This is a genomic window from Caballeronia sp. M23-90, assembly GCF_053574605.1.
In genome coordinates this window covers 24,099-40,560 of record NZ_JBSIPA010000011.1, presented here as the reverse complement: position 1 = coordinate 40,560, position 16,462 = coordinate 24,099, and the positions used below count along the sequence as shown (strand labels likewise).

The window sequence follows — 16,462 nt, the reverse complement described above, 5'->3', positions numbered from 1 at the left end:
TGGCACGCGTGACTACGCGGCCGAAGACAAGCTGCTGGGGGGCCCGTCATCGTATGCCGGGTATGCCGATCCCTACGGCCAGGCGCCGAACGCAAATGGCAACGGCGCGAAAAACGGCGCGAAAGCGGGCACCGCCACCACATCTGCCGAGACCATGATGAACAACAATGCGGACCCCGCGCAAACCAATGCATCGTTTGTCAAGCCGGGCACGGTCGTCATGAAACGCGGCGCTCGGGTACAGGACGCGAACGGCAAGATCGTCGCCACGCCCGATACCGCCGCACAATCCGTGTACGGCGCGAACGGCGTCAAGGTTGCACGCAAGCCAATGGAGATCTACAAGTCGCCGTATTGAAGACGAACATACCCGCAGCAAATAGAAAAGCCGCCCGGCAAACATGCATTGGGCGGCTTGAAAATCCGGCATACATCAATCGATCTTCTCGATCTCCACGAGCTTCACCGCGGCACTCGCCTTGGGTGCGGCAACCCCTGAATTTCCCGTCTTGACGTCCTTGCGCTCCACCGTCCGCACGCCGGCACGTTCTCCCCGGAGCGTGCGCAACTTGTCGTCGAGCCGTCCGAGCACCCACGCCGGCGACAGATGCAGTTCCGCAAACACCCGGCCCTCTGCGCCGAGCGCTGCACGTTGCTCCGGGTTGGCCACCAGGGATTCGATCGCGGCAGCCAGCGCATCGACATTCTCGGGCGGCACGACCACACCACGCGATGAAACCACGTTATGCAATTCGGTTCCTGGGCGAGCCATTGCAATCACGACGCGCCCACTCGCGAACATGCCCGTGAGCTTGGACGGCATCACGAGATCTGCCGCATCGCCGCGTTGCGGGAGGACGTGGATATCGGCGAGATTGAGCAGTTCGTTCAGGCGTTCGACCGGCTGCAGCGCAATGAACCTGCAGTTGCTCAGGTTCTCGCAGGATTTCTCCAGGTCAGCTTTGGTCGCACCGTTGCCGCAAAAGACGAACGTGATGTCCTCGCGTCCAGCCAGCGCGTGCGCCGCGCCCGCAAGCACTTCTATGCCTTGCTTCGACCCCATGTTACCCGCGTACAGAACGACCTTGGCGTTCTCGGGAATGGCGAGCTCGTCGCGAAACTTGTTCGCACGTTGCAACGGATAGATCGCGCTGATGTCCACCCAGTTCGGCAAACGGAACATCTTCGATGACGACACGCCCTTCGTCATCGCGCGCTCGATCATCTTGTCGGAGATCGTCGATACCATGTCGAAGCGGCACAGGATCGCGCGCTCCAGGAACCGTGCGATCCGGCCCGCGCGTTCGCTCTTGAGCAAGCCAAGATCGAACGCAGCATCGACTTCGAAATCCTGAATGTGCAGCCACGAATGAGCGCCCGTCATTTTCGCGAGCATCAATGCGGCGGGCGCGTTGAGCATGGTCGGCGCAATCGTCATCACCACATCGGGACGCCACCTTGCCTGCTTCAAAAGCGCAGGCAACGAAGCCGCCGCAAACGATGCAAGATGAATCATCCGCTTCAAGCCACTCGGGTGAGCAGGCACCCATAACGGCGCACGCCAGATCCGCACGTGATTGCGCGTTTCACGTGCATTGCGCCACGCCGAAAAACCCTTGGCGATTTTCCATTCCGGATAATACGGAGGCGCGCATACCACACGAACCTCGTGGCCGTGCTGCTGCAGCGTCTCCGCCATCTCGGCAGTGTACTTTCCCGTACCCGTCAGCTCGGGCGCGTAGTTCAGCCCGTAGATTAGGATTCTCATCTTGCCTCCACTTCCGCCGGACAAGCGCGCTCCGGCGAAACGGATTTATGCCAGACATCACTCACGGGACTCGCTCCGGCGCGTGCGCGTCGGGGCGACCATGTGTGGCTCTCTTGGTTGTTGGGTCGAAACCGGAAGCGGATGGCGCAGTCAGTCGCTGAGCATCATCGCGCAGCCCCTTGCAATGTTTGCGGCCGCGGACGGCGGGTCGAAACGCTGGATCACATCCATACAGCGCCTCGCCGAACCTGCGGTATCGGCGAATGCTTCTATGGACTTGAGCATCGTGCGTTGCAAAGCCGGTACGTCACCGGCGGGGAATGCATAACCCGATACACCATCGATCACGAGTTCCGGCACGCAGCCGCAGCTCTCGCTCACAATCGACGGACAACCATGGCTCAACGCCTCGTTGACAACGAGACCCCACGGTTCGCTCATGCTCGGCAACACCATGCACGTCGCACCGAAGTATTCGATCGAAAGCGGCTCGTCCTGCAAGCTGCCGAGGAACGTGATCGAATCCGTCATGCTCATGTCCGCGACCTTGGCCTTGAGTTCGTCGCCCATTGGACCGGTGCCGACAATGCGCAGCGATGCATCGGGAATACGTTCTTTCAAGCCGCGGAACGCATCGATCAGCGTGCCAATGCCCTTCTCCGGCGACAACCGTCCCACGTAGACGAACACCGGCTTCGATCCCGCGCGGTAATGCATCCGGTCCTCCAGCGCGCGTTCAGGCGAGAACGAACGCGGCAACGCTGCTGCCTGGCACGGGATGAAAATCTTTTCCTGCTTTGCACCAAGCGACATCAGATATTCGCGGCTGCGTTCCCCGAAGCCGAAATAACCATCGCATAGCGAGAAGAACACGCGCTTCGGAATCGACGTAAGCATCTTGCGCGGCCGGTCACGTCCCGTGGAATCGCAGAATACGGCGCGGCGCTTGCCCGTGAGAATGCAGGCCGCCATCATCGCCCAGTATTCGGGGCGGTGATAACCCGGCAGCACGACCAGATCCGTCTTCGCCTTCAGCACTTCCCACGTAAGGCGCGCTGTCATGCGCCAGGTCGGAACGTCTTCATAACAGCCGTTGTAGAGCTTGCGCATCGGATAGCTGTGGAACGAATAATCCACGTCCGAAAATCCAATACGGTCATGTTCGGTATCGGCGATCTGCACCATCGAATACTTGATCGACCCCGAGCCTGAAATATTGTGCAGCGCAGACAAGACCGCGCCTTTATGCCGCGACCAGACGACATTATGGAAAATGGTGACCCTGGCGTTCATGTTCTAGTTATCCCTATTGGTAGCGTGTACTTCACGAGGCATGAGGCACCGCCGGCCTCATGCGTGAGCCGGCTGCTGGCTCAGCACCTCGTAGTGCTGCAAGAAGTCCTGGTAGGTCGCGCGAATGCCCTGCTCGAGCCCCGTCGATGCAAGCCATCCCATGTTGCCGAGCTTCGATACATCCAGCAGCTTGCGCATCGTGCCGTCGGGCTTGGTCGCGTCGAACACGAGTTCACCCTCGAAGCCGACAACGCTGCAGACCGTTTCTGCGAGTTCGCGGATCGACAGGTCTTCACCCACGCCCACGTTGAACACGCCTTCCTCATGCGCGCTTTCCATCAGGAACACGGACGCGTCCGCGAGGTCATCCACGTGCAGGAACTCACGGCGTGGCGTACCCGATCCCCATACCGTCAGCGTGCTTTCGCCGTTGAGCTTCGCTTCGTGCGCCTTGCGAATCAGCGCCGGCAATACGTGGCTGCTTTTCAGGTCGTAGTTGTCGTTCGGACCGTAAAGGTTGGTCGGCATCAGCGAGATGAATTTGCAACCGTACTGGCGGTTATAAGCCTCGCAAAGCTTCAACCCTGCAATCTTCGCAATCGCATACGCCTCGTTGGTCGGTTCCAGCGCGGAGGTCAGGAGGTACTCTTCCTTGATCGGCTGCGGACACGCTTTCGGGTAGATACAAGACGAACCAAAGAACACCAGTTTCGAAACATTCCAGCGGCATGCCGCATGGATCACGTTGGTTTCGATCGTGAGGTTTTCGTAAATGAACGATGCCGGCAGCGTCGAATTCGCAAGAATCCCGCCGACCTTCGCGGCCGCGAGCATCACGACGTCGATGCTCTCCTTCTCGAAGAACATGTTCACACCCACCTGATCCGTCAGGTCGAGCTGCGAACGCGTTCGCGTGATGATGTTCTTGTATCCTGCGTCGGTGAGCCGGCGCACCAGCGCGGAACCCACCATGCCCCGATGACCCGCTACAAAAATGCGTGCGTTTTTGTCCATGATTTTTTTACTCGTGGTGTTCAAGGGCTTTGAATCCGGCCAGCGTGACGAGGGCGTCACGCCGTGCGATCTGGTAATCCGAACGAACCATCTCCTTGACGAGCGCGGAGAAAGTCGTAGTGGGACGCCAGCCAAGTTTTGCGTGTGCCTTCGAAGGATCGCCAAGCAGGGTTTCGACTTCGGTCGGACGGAAATAACGCGGATCGACGCGGACGATCACATCACCCTTGACGAGTTTGGTTTCGCGCCCTTCAACCCGGTCGACGATACCGACCTCATCCACGCCCTTGCCTTCGAAGCGCAGATGCACGCCAAGCTCGGCCGCCGCCTGAATCACGAACTCGCGCACGCTGTGCTGCTCGCCCGTTGCGATCACGAAGTCTTCCGCCTTGTCCTGCTGCAGCATCAGCCATTGCATCTCTACATAGTCGCGCGCATGACCCCAGTCGCGCAGCGCCGAGAGATTGCCGAGATACATGTTCTCCTGCAGGCCGACTGCGATACGCGCCATGGCGCGCGTAATCTTGCGCGTGACGAACGTCTCGCCGCGCACCGGCGACTCGTGATTGAACAAGATGCCGTTGCACGCGTACATGCCATACGCTTCGCGATAATTCACCGTCATCCAGTACGCATACAACTTCGCAGCGGCATACGGACTGCGCGGATAGAACGGCGTGGTTTCGCGCTGCGGCGATTCCTGCACGAGGCCATAGAGCTCGGACGTCGATGCCTGGTAGAAGCGCGCTTTCTTCTCCATGCCCAGGATGCGGACCGCTTCGAGGATACGCAATGCACCCAGACCATCGGCATTCGCTGTGTACTCGGGCTCTTCGAACGACACCTGCACGTGGCTCTGCGCGCCCAGGTTGTAGATCTCGTCGGGCTCGGTGCGCTGCACGATATGCATGATGCTCGAGGTATCCGTCAGGTCCCCGTGGTGCAGCACCAGCTTCGGGCCGTCCTCATGCGGGTCGCTGTAGAGATGGTCGATGCGATCCGTATTGAAGAGCGAACTCCGGCGCTTGATGCCGTGTACCTCATAGCCTTTTTCCAACAAGAGCTGAGCCAGGTAGGACCCATCCTGTCCCGTCACGCCGGTGATCAAAGCGACCTTGTGTTTCATCTTGTGCCTCTCGTCTTTCTCAGTGAAAGTGGCGCGTCCCGCGCGCCGCGGCGTCAACGTGTCCAGGGCATCACTCAGGGATGCTCTCGTAGCCGTAGTAGTTGGTATATGAACTGCCTGACATCAGTTTCGATTGCGGCACGTCGGTGAGAAGCACACCCTTCATGTTCACGCCACCATGCTTCAGGCGCTTCATGGTTTCTCCGATTTCTTCGACCTGGTTGCGGCCATGGCGCACCACCAGCAGGCTCGTGCCAGCGTGTTTGCCGATCACGGTCGCGTCGGTGACCGCGAGAACCGGCGGGGTATCGATGATCACGAGGTCGTACTGGTGCTTCAGGAACTCGAGCACTTCGTGCATGCGGTCGCTCATCAGCAGTTCCGACGGATGCGACGGCAGCGAACCCTTGGTCAGCAAGTCCACGCCCGGCAGCACGTCATGCAGCACGGCCGCTTCGATATCCGAACCCATCAGCACGTCCGACAGACCCGGCATATGACGCACGCCAAAGTGCGAGTGAACGTCGCCGCGGCGCATGTCGCCGTCGATCAGCAATACGCGTTTGCGTGTCGATGCAACCAGCGTCGCCAGGTTGACCGAGAGGAACGACTTGCCGGCATCAGGACGCGAACCCGTGAGCATCACCACGTTGTTGCGGGCATCGGCCATCTGCAGTTGCAGCGAGGTCCGCAAGCCGCGAATGCCTTCAACCGCAGCATCTTCCGGCGATGTCGCAGCAAGCACGTGCAGGCCCTGACTACGCGAACCGACCTTCTGTTGCAGGCGAAGCTGCTGGTTGCTGCGCGGAACGATGGCGAACACACGCACGCCCAGACGGTTCTCGATTTCTTCCGGACGTTCCACGCCGCCGAACAGCGACTTGCGAACGAACGCCACGATGATGCCGAGCAGCAGTCCCGTACCCAGGCTGATCAGGATCACGATCAGGCGCTTCGGACGGACAGGATCATCAGCGGCTTCGGCGAAGTCAACCACACGCACGTTGCCCACTTGACCGGCCTTGGCGACGCGCAACTGCTGCGCGCTGTTGAGCAGGTTCGTGTAGAGCTCGGTATTCACGCGGACATCACGCAAGAGACGCAGCGCGGTCTGCTCGGTATCCGGCAGCACCGAAACGTTCTTGGTCAGCGAACCTTGCGCGGCTTGCAGTGCACCGATCTGTGCATCGAGCGCGGCCACCGACGGATGGTTCGCCGTGAAGCGCTGCGACAGTTCTGCGCGTTGCTGTTGCAGATCCATCAGCTTCGTCTTGTTGTCGACGACTTGCTGCAGCAGCAAACGGCTTTCTTCGCCGAGATCGACCGTGCCTTGCTTGTTACGGAAGTTGTTGTACTTCTGCTCGGCCTGGTCCAGTTGCGTACGCAGTTCCGGCAGTTGTTGCTCGAGGAACGCGAGGGTCTTGCCGGCTTCAGCGGAACGCGTATCCATGTCCTGCTGGACGAAGCGGCGTGCGATGTTGTTCACGATCGCCGACGTCAGCTTCGCGTCATGACCTTCGAGGCTCAACGCGATGATTCCCGACTGCAGCGTCGTCTCAGCAACCGTGAGGCGCTTTTGCAGCGCGTCCACCGTGCCGAGCGTCGATGCACGCGTCAGTTCGAACTTCGCGCCCGGCTCACCGGTCATCTGTTCGACGAGCAACGTCACCGGACCCAGCGCGCTCGAACCGTTCGCTTCCTGGCCGACCTTGCCGTTCAGGATGGCAATGCCGTCAGGATCGCTAAGGACGTAGCTGCCGCCCTCGCCTGCCGTCAGGATGTACGTCTTGTCGTACGCTTCTTTCGGCGTGTCGAACTTCGGCACCGAAATCGCTTCGTTGCCCCACGCAAAACCCGACAGCCAGCTCACCGGCGCCTGGCCATTGCGTGCGCCGAGAACGTCGCCGATCAGACCGCCCACAATCGGGAAATAACGCGGACGTGCCGTGATATCCAGATGCAGCTTGTTGACCGTGTCCTCGACCACGAGCCGCGAGCGCAAAAGCTCGATCTCAGCGGCGGTCGTCGACTTCGCGTCGAACATCTGCGAAACGGTTTGCACCGCGTTCGCATTGTTATTGTTATTGGCGCCTGCCTGGCTTTCAGTGACCTGGATCATCGCGTCGGCGCGATACACCGGCGGCGCAATGAACGCGTAGGCCGTGCCGAGCAGCAGCACTGCGAGCGTGACCATAACGATGATCCGCCAGCTCCCCAAGATGGCCGCCAGGTAATCGGACAAGCGCAGCTCGTCCCCCGTCGACACTACATCCGCATAGCGGTTTTCAAAATTGATGGCCATTTTTTGTCGCTCACTCAAACGATCAGACGATCAAACGAAACGCGCCGGCGCCTTTGAAAAGGACGGCGCCGGACACAGCTTCAGTAACTACTTGGTAACGATCGCGGCAGTCAGGCCCGCGTTGATTGCCGGGAGGAACAGATTCAGCACGCGGTTCGCACGGACCAGGCCGCTGTTATCGACGTAGACAATGTCTTTCGACTCCAGCGGGAACTGGTTCGCAAGCAGCATGGAAACCGGCGAACGCGCATCCAGGCGATAAATCACCGGCGTGTCCCCCGCTGTCGAGCGCAGCACGAAAAGCTGCTTCGGATTCGACGTTTCCTGGTTCAACTGGCCCGCTTGTGCAAGTGCTTCGGCAAGCGTGAGCGTGCCGTCGCGCAACGGCGGAACCGGTGCAGGCTTGTTCACTTCGCCCATCACGTAGACCGTGTTGTCTTCGCGTGCGTCCACATGCAGCATGTCGCCCGGTTGCAGCATGATGTCGGCGGGGTTCTTGCCGTTCTTCATCATCTGCGCAACGTTCACCGGGTAGGCCGTGCCGTTGCGCGTGATCGTCACGCGGCTCTGGTCGGCGGTCGGTGCAAAACCACCGGCACGGTTCACTGCTTCGGTCAGCGTCATCGGAATGTCGTTGACGGTCTGCGCACCAGGTGCACGCACATCACCATCCACATACACCTGCGATGACCGGAACGAAGCCACGCGAACCGTGACTTGCGGCTTCACGAATACCTTGCTCAGCTCGCCATAGATCTCGCGCTGAATCTGCTCGGCAGTCTTGCCCGATGCGTGGATTGAACGGTTCACATACGGAAACTGCACGTTGCCTTCGCCGTCCACCACGAAGCCGGGCGCCGCATCCGACGTCTTGGTGTTCTGCGCCGGCTGACCGACTGCAGCCGCGAGTTCAGGGTGATCCCATACCGTGATCTGCAGTACGTCGCCCGGTCCCAGCTTGTAGCCGGTCGCCTTCGCGAAGAGACCGAGCTGGCTGGTCGTCTTGTCCATGTTCTTCTGATCCGCGCGGATCTGACGGATCAGCGTCAGGTCGATCTGCTTGATCGGAATCTGGATGTCGCTTGTCACGTCGCCGTTGTCGGCGCTCGTGACAGGCAATGCAGCCGGTTCGATCATGTGCTGGCCAGGAGCCAGCGAACATGCAGAAAGCATCGCAGCGATCGCGAGGGAAAGGGCCACACGCGTTCCAGGCACGGCATGGCTGTTTTTGTTCGGCGCCGTGGCACCGGATATTTGTTGGCTGTTCATGTTGTCGTCCCCTGCTTCAATAAGCGTTGGTGTGGCGCAAACCTTTGAAGATCGTCGCAAAGATAATTTTCATATCAAGTCCGAACGACCAGTTACCCAAGTAGTACAAATCATGTGCAACCCGTCCCTCCATTTTTTCGATGCGATCAGTCTCGCCGCGAAATCCGTTGACCTGGGCCCAGCCGGTGATGCCTGGCTTGATCCGGTACCGATGGATGTAACCCGAGACGACTTTCTGATAAAGATCGTCATGCTCGAGTGCATGCGGACGCGGTCCCACCACCGACATGTCGCCGCGCAGCACGTTGAAGAATTGCGGCAACTCGTCGAGGCTCGTGCGGCGCAGGAACGCGCCAACACGGGTGATGCGCGGATCGTTGCGCGTGGCCTGCCGCAACTCCCCTTCTTTCTCCACGTGCATGCGCATGGAGCGGAACTTGTAGATGCTGAAGACACGGCCATCGGCGCCTTTTCTGCGCTGCTTGAAGAACACCGGGCCACGCGAACTGATCTTGACGGCGACCGCGCAAGCGATCATCACCGGCGCTACGGCAATGAGTGCTGCTGCTGCGAACACGCGATCGAAGATCTCTTTTTGCATCATCGCGTTCGGTGGCAATGGCGAAGCAGCCAGATTGATGGTCGGCACGCCGAGCAGGTTCGTCACGCTGCCTTCGAACAGCGAAAGCGTGCGGACGTCCGGCATGAAACGGATATTGATAAGGTCGTTGCGGAATTCGTCGACGAGCTTGAGGATCGTGCGTTCTTCCGTCAGCGGCAGCGCAAGCCATACTTCGCCCACGTTCTGCGTGCGGACATAATTGGCGAACGCTTCATGATCTTCGAAGACCGGCACGCGGGTATTCAGCTTGGCGCCAGTCTGTACGTTGTAGGCCGCCGTCGCACGAAAACCAGCGGCCGGTGCCAGGTCGATCTTGCGGACGATCTCGTCGCAATGATCACCGCAGCCTGCAACCGCCACCTGCTTCAGATTCAGGCCCGCGTTGCGGACCCGGCCGAGCACCGTATGGGTCACCATGCGGCCCGCGATCATTCCGGCACCCGCCAGCCCGGTCCAGTACACGAACCAGAGACGCGACACGAAGTCGATGCGGTGAAGCGAGAACATCAGCACCATCGCGCAAGCCTGCACAATGAGCCAGCTCAACGCGACCTGTCCGGCGAGCGCACTCTTCGAGCGGCCGCGCCATGATTCGTAGACGCCCAGCGCGGGAAACACGGCAAGCGAAAACGCCGCCGCGAAAGCCACGAACGCCAAATAAAAGCTGCGTTGCGATACATCGTCGAAACGGATCTGCGACGCCACGAGCGCACCCGCCACGATCATCGCGACGTCGAACATTCTCGCCAGCAGGTTGGTCATTCCGCGCATTTTTATTCTCCCCGAACCGCTCAAATCTTTCGCTTGACGGTTAATTAACTGCACCGGCCGTACTTGTCGTCAAATCTGACGATGTCGTCTTCGCCGAGGTAGGTCCCTGACTGCACTTCAATGATTTCGAGCGGCACGCGACCCGGGTTTTCCAGGCGATGACGCACACCGAGCGGGATGTAGGTCGATTCGTTTTCGCTCAGCAGAAACTCTTCTTCTCCGCGCGTCACGAGGGCCGTGCCACTCACAACGATCCAATGCTCCGCGCGGTGGTGATGCATTTGCAGCGACAGGCGCGCACCCGGATTCACCACGATGCGTTTAACCTGGAAGCGCTCGCCATGGTCGATGGAATCGTAAAAACCCCAGGGACGGCGAACCTTTCTGTGTGTATCGGCTTCGGGCGCCTTCTCGCGCTTGATCCGCGACACGAGGCCCTTGATGTCCTGAACGCGTGAGCGGTCAGCCACAAGAACAGCGTCATCGGTCTCGACCACGATCAGGTTGTTCGTCCCGACACACGCGACCAGCCTGCCACCTTCCGAACGCGCATAACTTGCGGTCGATCCTTCGAACAACACCCGGCCGCTTGACGCGTTGCCTTGATCGTCCTTGTCCATCGCATCCCAGACCGCATCCCATGAGCCGAGATCCGACCAGCCGGCTTGAAGCGGCACGACCACACCCATGAAAGGCGAATCGGGCTTGCCGAGATGCTCCATCACCGCATAATCGATGGAGTCAGATGGCGATTTCTGAAACGATGCAGCACATGGACGCAAGTATTCGTCAGTGTTAATCGCTTGTTCGTGCGACAAGACACATGCCGCGTACATCTCCGGCTGGAGCTTTTCGAGAGCGGCAAGCCATACCGATGCACGCACAATGAAGATGCCGCTGTTCCACCAGAAATTACCGGATGCGACGTATTGCGCGGCGAGTTCGGCTGCCGGCTTCTCGACAAAACGGTCGATGCGATGCGCGCCGTCTTCCAGCGCGTCGCCCAGACGGATGTAGCCGAAGCCGGTGTCCGGTCGTGTTGGCGGAATGCCGAGCGTGGCGATCTCGCCGGCTTGCGCGTGACGCGCGGCGGTATCGATGGCAGCATGCAGTGCCGGCACGTCTGCAATCGCGTGATCGGCAGGCATGGCAACGAGGATCGCGTCCTGGCCGTCAGCGCAAGCGGTGAGCGCTGCGAGCGTGAGTGCGGGCGCCGTATCGCGGCGCGCAGGTTCGACCACGATCCGCGCGCTCGCGCCGCTGTCGCGAACCTGTTCAGCCGTGGCAAAGCGATGTTCTTCGCCGCATACGATCACAGGCTCCGCAGCAACATCCCATGCAGCGGGAAAACCCTTCATGCGCAATACGGTTGCTTGCAGCAAGGACTCGGCGCCTACAACGCCAATGAGTTGCTTCGGAAAGTTTTCGCGCGATACGGGCCACAAGCGCGTGCCTGAGCCGCCTGCCAGGACCACCTGAACGAGACGCCGGCAGTCAGCCGGCAATCCTTCGGCGCCCGTGACTACGTCTCCTTCTCCCTGCCTCACCTTCGTGTTCATTTTAGTAATCCTATCTTCTTGAACGTCTTCCCCGGGTGAAGCTGCGCATTATGATTGCGCTCGCTGCACCGATGATTCGGCGCGGCCCGGTTCGAGCCGTCCTGCACGTCTATGGCCTGTGTCTGATCAGACGCCCGCGTCGCGGCGGCTTTGCATCCGGTATTCGGTAGGTGAAATGAGAAGGCGCTTGCGGAAGATCTTGGCGAGCCGATCGCCGTTGCCCATGCCGCTGCGACGCGCGATCTTGTCGACCGGCAGTTCGGAGTCGGTCAGCAACGTACACGTCACGGCAAGGCGCGCCTGCAGCAGATAGTCCGACGGCGTGATGCCCATCTCGATCTTGAAACGGCGCAGGAAATTGCGCTCGCTCATGGCCGCCACTTGCGCGGCGTCGACCACCGAGATCGGCCGTTCGCAGTTGTCCTGCAGCCAGCGGGCAGCCGCGCGAATCTTGTCGCCGGCAGAAGCCGTGCCGCTGTCGCCGAGTAACGGCACCAGCTTTGAAGCCGAGCCCGGCATCAAACGTTCGGCAACGCCGCGCGCCACGTCCACACCCAGATCGCGCTTGATCATCAGCAGCGCGCCCTTCATGGATTCATAGCGATCACCGGCTTCGCTTGCCTGCTCTTCGCGAACTGCGTTCATCATCGAATGTCCGATGCGGATTTGCGATTCCGCCGCGTGACCAATGCCGGCTGCGTCGAGCACCTTGCGCCCTTCTGCAATTGACTTGACCACGGTCGTCTTCGAATGAACGCGACGCAGCCATTCAACGATGCGTTCATCGCCCGCTGCGTTGTCCGCGCCCTTGCCGCCGGCCACGAACAACGCGTCGAAGCCGCCGTAATGACGCGCGTCGAGCCCGTCGGTCCAGACGCGCACCGACGAAGAACACGCCACGTTGCCGCCTTCGACGGAAAGGAAACGTACGTCGTAGTTCCAGTCGTTCCGGGCTTTCAGGACCGCCAGTTCGTTTGCGACATGGAAGACCTCAGCGACGATGCCGGCGCCGAGCAGCGAGAATCCGTCGTACAGCAGGATCGCGATGCGGCGGATCTCGGCTTGCGTGCTTCTGGGAGCCGGTTGCAGCCAGCCCATTACGGCGGGTTCAAGACTGGCGTAAGGCATGGCATTCCCCTGCGAACTTGTTGAATCCAACATGATTGGATAGTGCGTTCTCATTGCGGTGCATCATAGACACCCTCAAGTTTTATTAGGTTGTCGTGACTGAAAGTAGCGAGATGTTGGCGGAAAAATTCCGGCGTCGCCATTCAAATCCTTTCAATGCGTGCGCTGGCCATCATTCACCCCTTTTCCAATACGGCCGTTCGTTTCAAACACAACGAAATGGGCGGGGGGCGAATTGATTTCGAATAGGACATTGCAAGACGAATGCCAGTTGGACCAGATAGCGCATATCGGACAGGGCAGTCAAAACCTGCCAACGTCATACAAATCAACGCTCAGCGCGGTTTCTGAAGCCACGCGCCGCGGGGCTTTCCGGCGTGTCCGCAGCTTGTCGAAGAAGGCGATTCAAGCACTGGACGGTGTAAACGTATCGTCCGTGATACATCGAAAAAGCTGGTTAGCGAATTACACCGTAAGTAGCTGGCGTTTAAACCGTGGCGGAACGCACTGAGATAACCACTTCAAATTAAATTACAAGCGTTATGCGGCGCATTTAATCCCGTCTTCCGATTAGCAACACAAACTTTAAAAGTGCGGTGGCGCACATACATTCCCATACACGATAAATTCCACATAATCGCGTTTCATGCGAGTAACGAATTCCATTAATCCTATGAAATTATGTAACTCGCCTGACAAACAGTGCCAGAAGGCAATCGCCCTCGGACAAACAGGGTGCGACGGTCCGTAAGCGCGTCGGAGTCGCTTGCGCAGTGGCGTAAACAAGCGAACCTCTGGCGGTTCAGTCCGGCCCACTCCAACCAATTCGATACCACCTGTATTGAAGCGGTCTTCAACCGGGCTTGTGTGGGGCTGCCCACATAGACCGGTCGCAAACCTCCACTTGAGTGCGTCGTGCGATTTGATACAGATTAGTTACGCGTCTTTCCTTACAGTTTGGGACCACCCGGCCACGCCGGATCAGACACGTGGTCGCGCAATCCCGCCATCCATATACGATTGGGCAGCCCAATGCAGTGAGCATCCGCCAACGTTCATCGCCATGACTGGCGCGATTGTTTCGCCTCGCCTATCCTCAGCACATTAAAAAGCCTTATTCGATGGGCCCCGGCACGCCGGCAACCGGTTGCAGCAGCGCAAATGTGGCCCTTTTTGCTGCGTTGCAGTATCGAAAGTTTCGGGGGTTTCATCAGGACAAGGTACCGGACGGCAAACGGGCCAAAAACGTTTCATCCAAGTAGCACGAAGGTGGCGAAACGGCCTTTTCATCGGTGGAAACACTTAGGCCGCAGTCCGGACCATCCAGCTTTGAACTTCGGGGCGTAATGAAAACGACATCGACAACACATCCGGTTCGTGCGGGCCGCACGCTCGCCCGACGCACGAGGATCGCGCTGATCTGCATCCTGGCCGTGGCGGTATCAAGTTGCCGCGGGGAGTCGGCAGCCGCCCAGGATGCGGAGCCGTCGGACGATACGGTCAAGATAGACGGCGCCTTGTGGACGCCATGCGCAGCCGAATACGAGCGATGCTCCTTCGATGGCGCCAGAAAGGTGCTCTATGGCACGCCCGAAAAACACTCGGTCAAGACATTCACCGGCGGCACGGGCTGCGACAACGGCGTTTTCGACGACCCCGCTCCGGGCGCGACAAAGCGTTGCTGGGTGGAAACAAGCTCGAAACCGAGCGGCGTCGCACGCTTTATTGCCGATGCACCGCCGCCGTCCACCCCGCTCGCGATGCAATGCACGGCCGCCGCCCCGGTTGAAATCTCCGGTTCGAGCCCGACGGCGGACAGCGTCGAAGCCGATACCCCTGGCAGCAACGGCACGCGCATGTTCCCGAGGCGCCAACCGTTCGACGTGACGCTGACCACGCGAACGAAATCGACCGGCACGCTCGTCTGGCAGGTCCAGGACGCATGGAACACGGTCAAGGCGAGCGGCCGCATTGCCGTCGCGCCGGGCGTGCACGGGTCGTCCATCCGATGCATTTCGCAGGCAGCAGGGTATTTCGCCGTCTCGGCACGGCTCGAATCTCCCAATGCGTCGCCGGTGACGCTTCCGTCCAAAGGCACACGGCCGGCAGGCATCGCTACGTTCGGCGTGCTGCCCGACCTCTCGGGCGTGTTGCCGCCGGTCAAGTACAAGCACGTCGACCTGCATCGCTTTGGCGGTCAGGGCGCGGCATATCTGCGACCGGGTCAGTCATGTTGTTCCGGCGACGGCTACCGGCCGCTCTATACGGACCTCGGTCTCACGTGGGTGAACGACAACCGCAACTGGTACATGACGGAGCCGAAGGCGCCGAACACCTTCAACGCCGCCGCCGATAACCTCCAGCCTTTCTTTAAACCAGGCGACCTGCTGCGCCTGATCCAGCTCGATGGCATTCCGGGCTGGGCAAACCAGACAGGCAAGGACACACATAGCTACGCGCCCTCCTCGCTCACCGACTACAGCGCATACATGAAACGCGTGGGCGAAGAGTCGAACCGTGTGCGCTCGACCGTATTTCCGACGCAATCGAGCAATTACTACCAAGTGAGCTGGGAGCCTGATTATGAAGGTGGTCTTCCGTGGCGCGATTCCGACGCCAATCTCGTCGCGATGTACAAGGCCACGTACGAAGCTATCCACGCGACCGATCCGCATGCGGTGGTCATGGGGCTGACGTTGTCATCGCTGGGAAAAAACACCGAGTGGCTGAACCGTCTCGCACCGCTTGGGATTGCCAAATATATCGATGGCGTGAGCGCGCACGGTTATTACGATGTCGGCACGTCGCCATCGCATCCGCCCGAGCGCATGGCGGGCAACAGCGATCCGCAAAAGGCGGCGCAAAGCTTGCCGGCCATGATGCGCACGCTGCGCCACACCATGACGCAGATGCTCAAACCCGGCGCGAAGCTTTTCATAACCGAGTCCGGGATCAGCTATGACATCGGCACGAAGTACGGAAGCACGACGCCGTCCGCGAACGTGTTGTATGCGCAGGGCGCGCTCGTCGCACGCCTGCATCTGATCCTGCTCGGCGAAGGCGCCGACATGAGCTACATTTTCTACGCGACCGATCCGCCCGAAGTGGGGTACGGCATATTCTTCGACCTCGTGAACGCCGAAGGCGGTTTCGGCCAGACGCAGATCAGCCCGAAACCCGCCGCCATGGGCGTGGCGGCAATGACGCGTGCGATAGACGGCACGACCACTTTAGGCCACGTCAAGGACACCCCGCCCGGCGTGTATGCCTATGCGTTCCAGCGGCTGGACGGCGGCAAGGTCGTGACCGCGCTATGGACCCATGACAATGCCGCATGGCCCGGCGCCTCAGGCTTCAGCGCCACGCGGGGCGTGCGTTATTCGCTTGCCGTCGATGCACCCGGCACATCCGGAACGCTCACCGTGCTCGACATGATGGGCAATCCATCGACGCTGCCTTACGCAAACGGCCGAGTAGCGTTGACCCTCACCGAAGCGCCCGTGTACGTCATTTCGCAGAACGCCGAGGTGATGAAGAAGAACGTCGACGCGCCAGAGGGGTATGCCGCGAGGTAGCTTCATGTTCCATTGCGCTTCAGACTGTTTCGACG

At 60.0% G+C, this 16,462-nt stretch carries 11 protein-coding genes; 2 read left to right on the top strand and 9 right to left on the bottom strand.

What is annotated here, in order from left to right:
- Positions 1 to 358: hypothetical protein (locus tag ACRXB1_RS02580; RefSeq protein ID WP_449490989.1), on the top strand; the 358-nt coding region annotated here is incomplete at its 5' end.
- A gap of 75 nt (positions 359 to 433) precedes the next feature.
- Here the strand turns inward: ACRXB1_RS02580 and ACRXB1_RS02575 are convergent.
- The 9 genes from ACRXB1_RS02575 to ACRXB1_RS02535 form a co-directional block, all read right to left on the bottom strand.
- On the bottom strand, positions 434 to 1,768 hold the full coding sequence (locus tag ACRXB1_RS02575; protein WP_062167445.1) for a glycosyltransferase WbuB: 1,335 nt from the start codon (positions 1,766 to 1,768) through the stop codon (positions 434 to 436).
- Positions 1,769 to 1,918: 150 nt separating this feature from the next.
- Complete coding sequence (locus tag ACRXB1_RS02570; protein WP_062000090.1) at positions 1,919 to 3,061, bottom strand: glycosyltransferase family 4 protein; 1,143 nt, start codon at positions 3,059 to 3,061, stop codon at positions 1,919 to 1,921.
- A 57-nt stretch (positions 3,062 to 3,118) separates the two neighbouring features.
- Positions 3,119 to 4,075, bottom strand: a complete 957-nt coding sequence (gene fcl, locus ACRXB1_RS02565) for a GDP-L-fucose synthase (RefSeq protein ID WP_062000091.1) — start codon at positions 4,073 to 4,075, stop codon at positions 3,119 to 3,121.
- 7 nt (positions 4,076 to 4,082) lie between these two features.
- Complete coding sequence (gene gmd, locus ACRXB1_RS02560; RefSeq protein ID WP_062000092.1) at positions 4,083 to 5,201, bottom strand: GDP-mannose 4,6-dehydratase; 1,119 nt, start codon at positions 5,199 to 5,201, stop codon at positions 4,083 to 4,085.
- 70 nt (positions 5,202 to 5,271) lie between these two features.
- Positions 5,272 to 7,503: a polysaccharide biosynthesis tyrosine autokinase gene (locus tag ACRXB1_RS02555; RefSeq protein WP_062167447.1), complete on the bottom strand. Its 2,232-nt coding sequence runs from the start codon at positions 7,501 to 7,503 to the stop codon at positions 5,272 to 5,274.
- 87 nt (positions 7,504 to 7,590) lie between these two features.
- A complete protein-coding gene (locus ACRXB1_RS02550) occupies positions 7,591 to 8,772 on the bottom strand; it encodes a polysaccharide biosynthesis/export family protein (RefSeq protein WP_082771311.1) in 1,182 nt (393 codons plus the stop codon).
- Between the two features lie 16 nt (positions 8,773 to 8,788).
- The gene (locus ACRXB1_RS02545; protein ID WP_062000094.1) at positions 8,789 to 10,165 is read right to left on the bottom strand and encodes an undecaprenyl-phosphate glucose phosphotransferase; all 1,377 of its coding nucleotides are present in this window, start codon (positions 10,163 to 10,165) and stop codon (positions 8,789 to 8,791) included.
- 44 nt (positions 10,166 to 10,209) lie between these two features.
- Positions 10,210 to 11,724 carry a mannose-1-phosphate guanylyltransferase/mannose-6-phosphate isomerase gene (locus ACRXB1_RS02540; RefSeq protein ID WP_062167449.1) on the bottom strand — a complete coding sequence of 505 codons (1,515 nt, stop codon included), beginning with the start codon at positions 11,722 to 11,724 and terminating at the stop codon, positions 10,210 to 10,212.
- Between the two features lie 126 nt (positions 11,725 to 11,850).
- Positions 11,851 to 12,852, bottom strand: coding sequence for a GlxA family transcriptional regulator (locus ACRXB1_RS02535; RefSeq protein WP_062000096.1), 1,002 nt, complete (start codon positions 12,850 to 12,852; stop codon positions 11,851 to 11,853).
- A gap of 1,346 nt (positions 12,853 to 14,198) precedes the next feature.
- Between ACRXB1_RS02535 and ACRXB1_RS02530 the strand changes: the two genes are divergently transcribed.
- Positions 14,199 to 16,427 (top strand): hypothetical protein, encoded by a 2,229-nt coding sequence (locus ACRXB1_RS02530; protein ID WP_082771312.1) that lies wholly within the window; start codon positions 14,199 to 14,201, stop codon positions 16,425 to 16,427.
- Positions 16,428 to 16,462 lie beyond the last annotated feature (35 nt).

Bases quoted from the DNA above. Each gene is read 5' to 3' on its own strand.
- ACRXB1_RS02575 (WP_062167445.1), bottom strand. From the start codon at position 1,768: ATGAGAATCCTAATCTACGGGCTGAACTACGCGCCCGAGCTGACGGGT.
- ACRXB1_RS02535 (WP_062000096.1), bottom strand. From the start codon at position 12,852: ATGCCTTACGCCAGTCTTGAACCCGCCGTAATGGGCTGGCTGCAACCG.
- fcl (WP_062000091.1), bottom strand. From the start codon at position 4,075: ATGGACAAAAACGCACGCATTTTTGTAGCGGGTCATCGGGGCATGGTG.
- gmd (WP_062000092.1), bottom strand. From the start codon at position 5,201: ATGAAACACAAGGTCGCTTTGATCACCGGCGTGACGGGACAGGATGGG.
- ACRXB1_RS02550 (WP_082771311.1), bottom strand. From the start codon at position 8,772: ATGAACAGCCAACAAATATCCGGTGCCACGGCGCCGAACAAAAACAGC.
- ACRXB1_RS02545 (WP_062000094.1), bottom strand. From the start codon at position 10,165: ATGCGCGGAATGACCAACCTGCTGGCGAGAATGTTCGACGTCGCGATG.
- ACRXB1_RS02530 (WP_082771312.1), top strand. From the start codon at position 14,199: ATGAAAACGACATCGACAACACATCCGGTTCGTGCGGGCCGCACGCTC.
- ACRXB1_RS02555 (WP_062167447.1), bottom strand. From the start codon at position 7,503: ATGGCCATCAATTTTGAAAACCGCTATGCGGATGTAGTGTCGACGGGG.
- ACRXB1_RS02540 (WP_062167449.1), bottom strand. From the start codon at position 11,724: ATGAACACGAAGGTGAGGCAGGGAGAAGGAGACGTAGTCACGGGCGCC.
- ACRXB1_RS02570 (WP_062000090.1), bottom strand. From the start codon at position 3,061: ATGAACGCCAGGGTCACCATTTTCCATAATGTCGTCTGGTCGCGGCAT.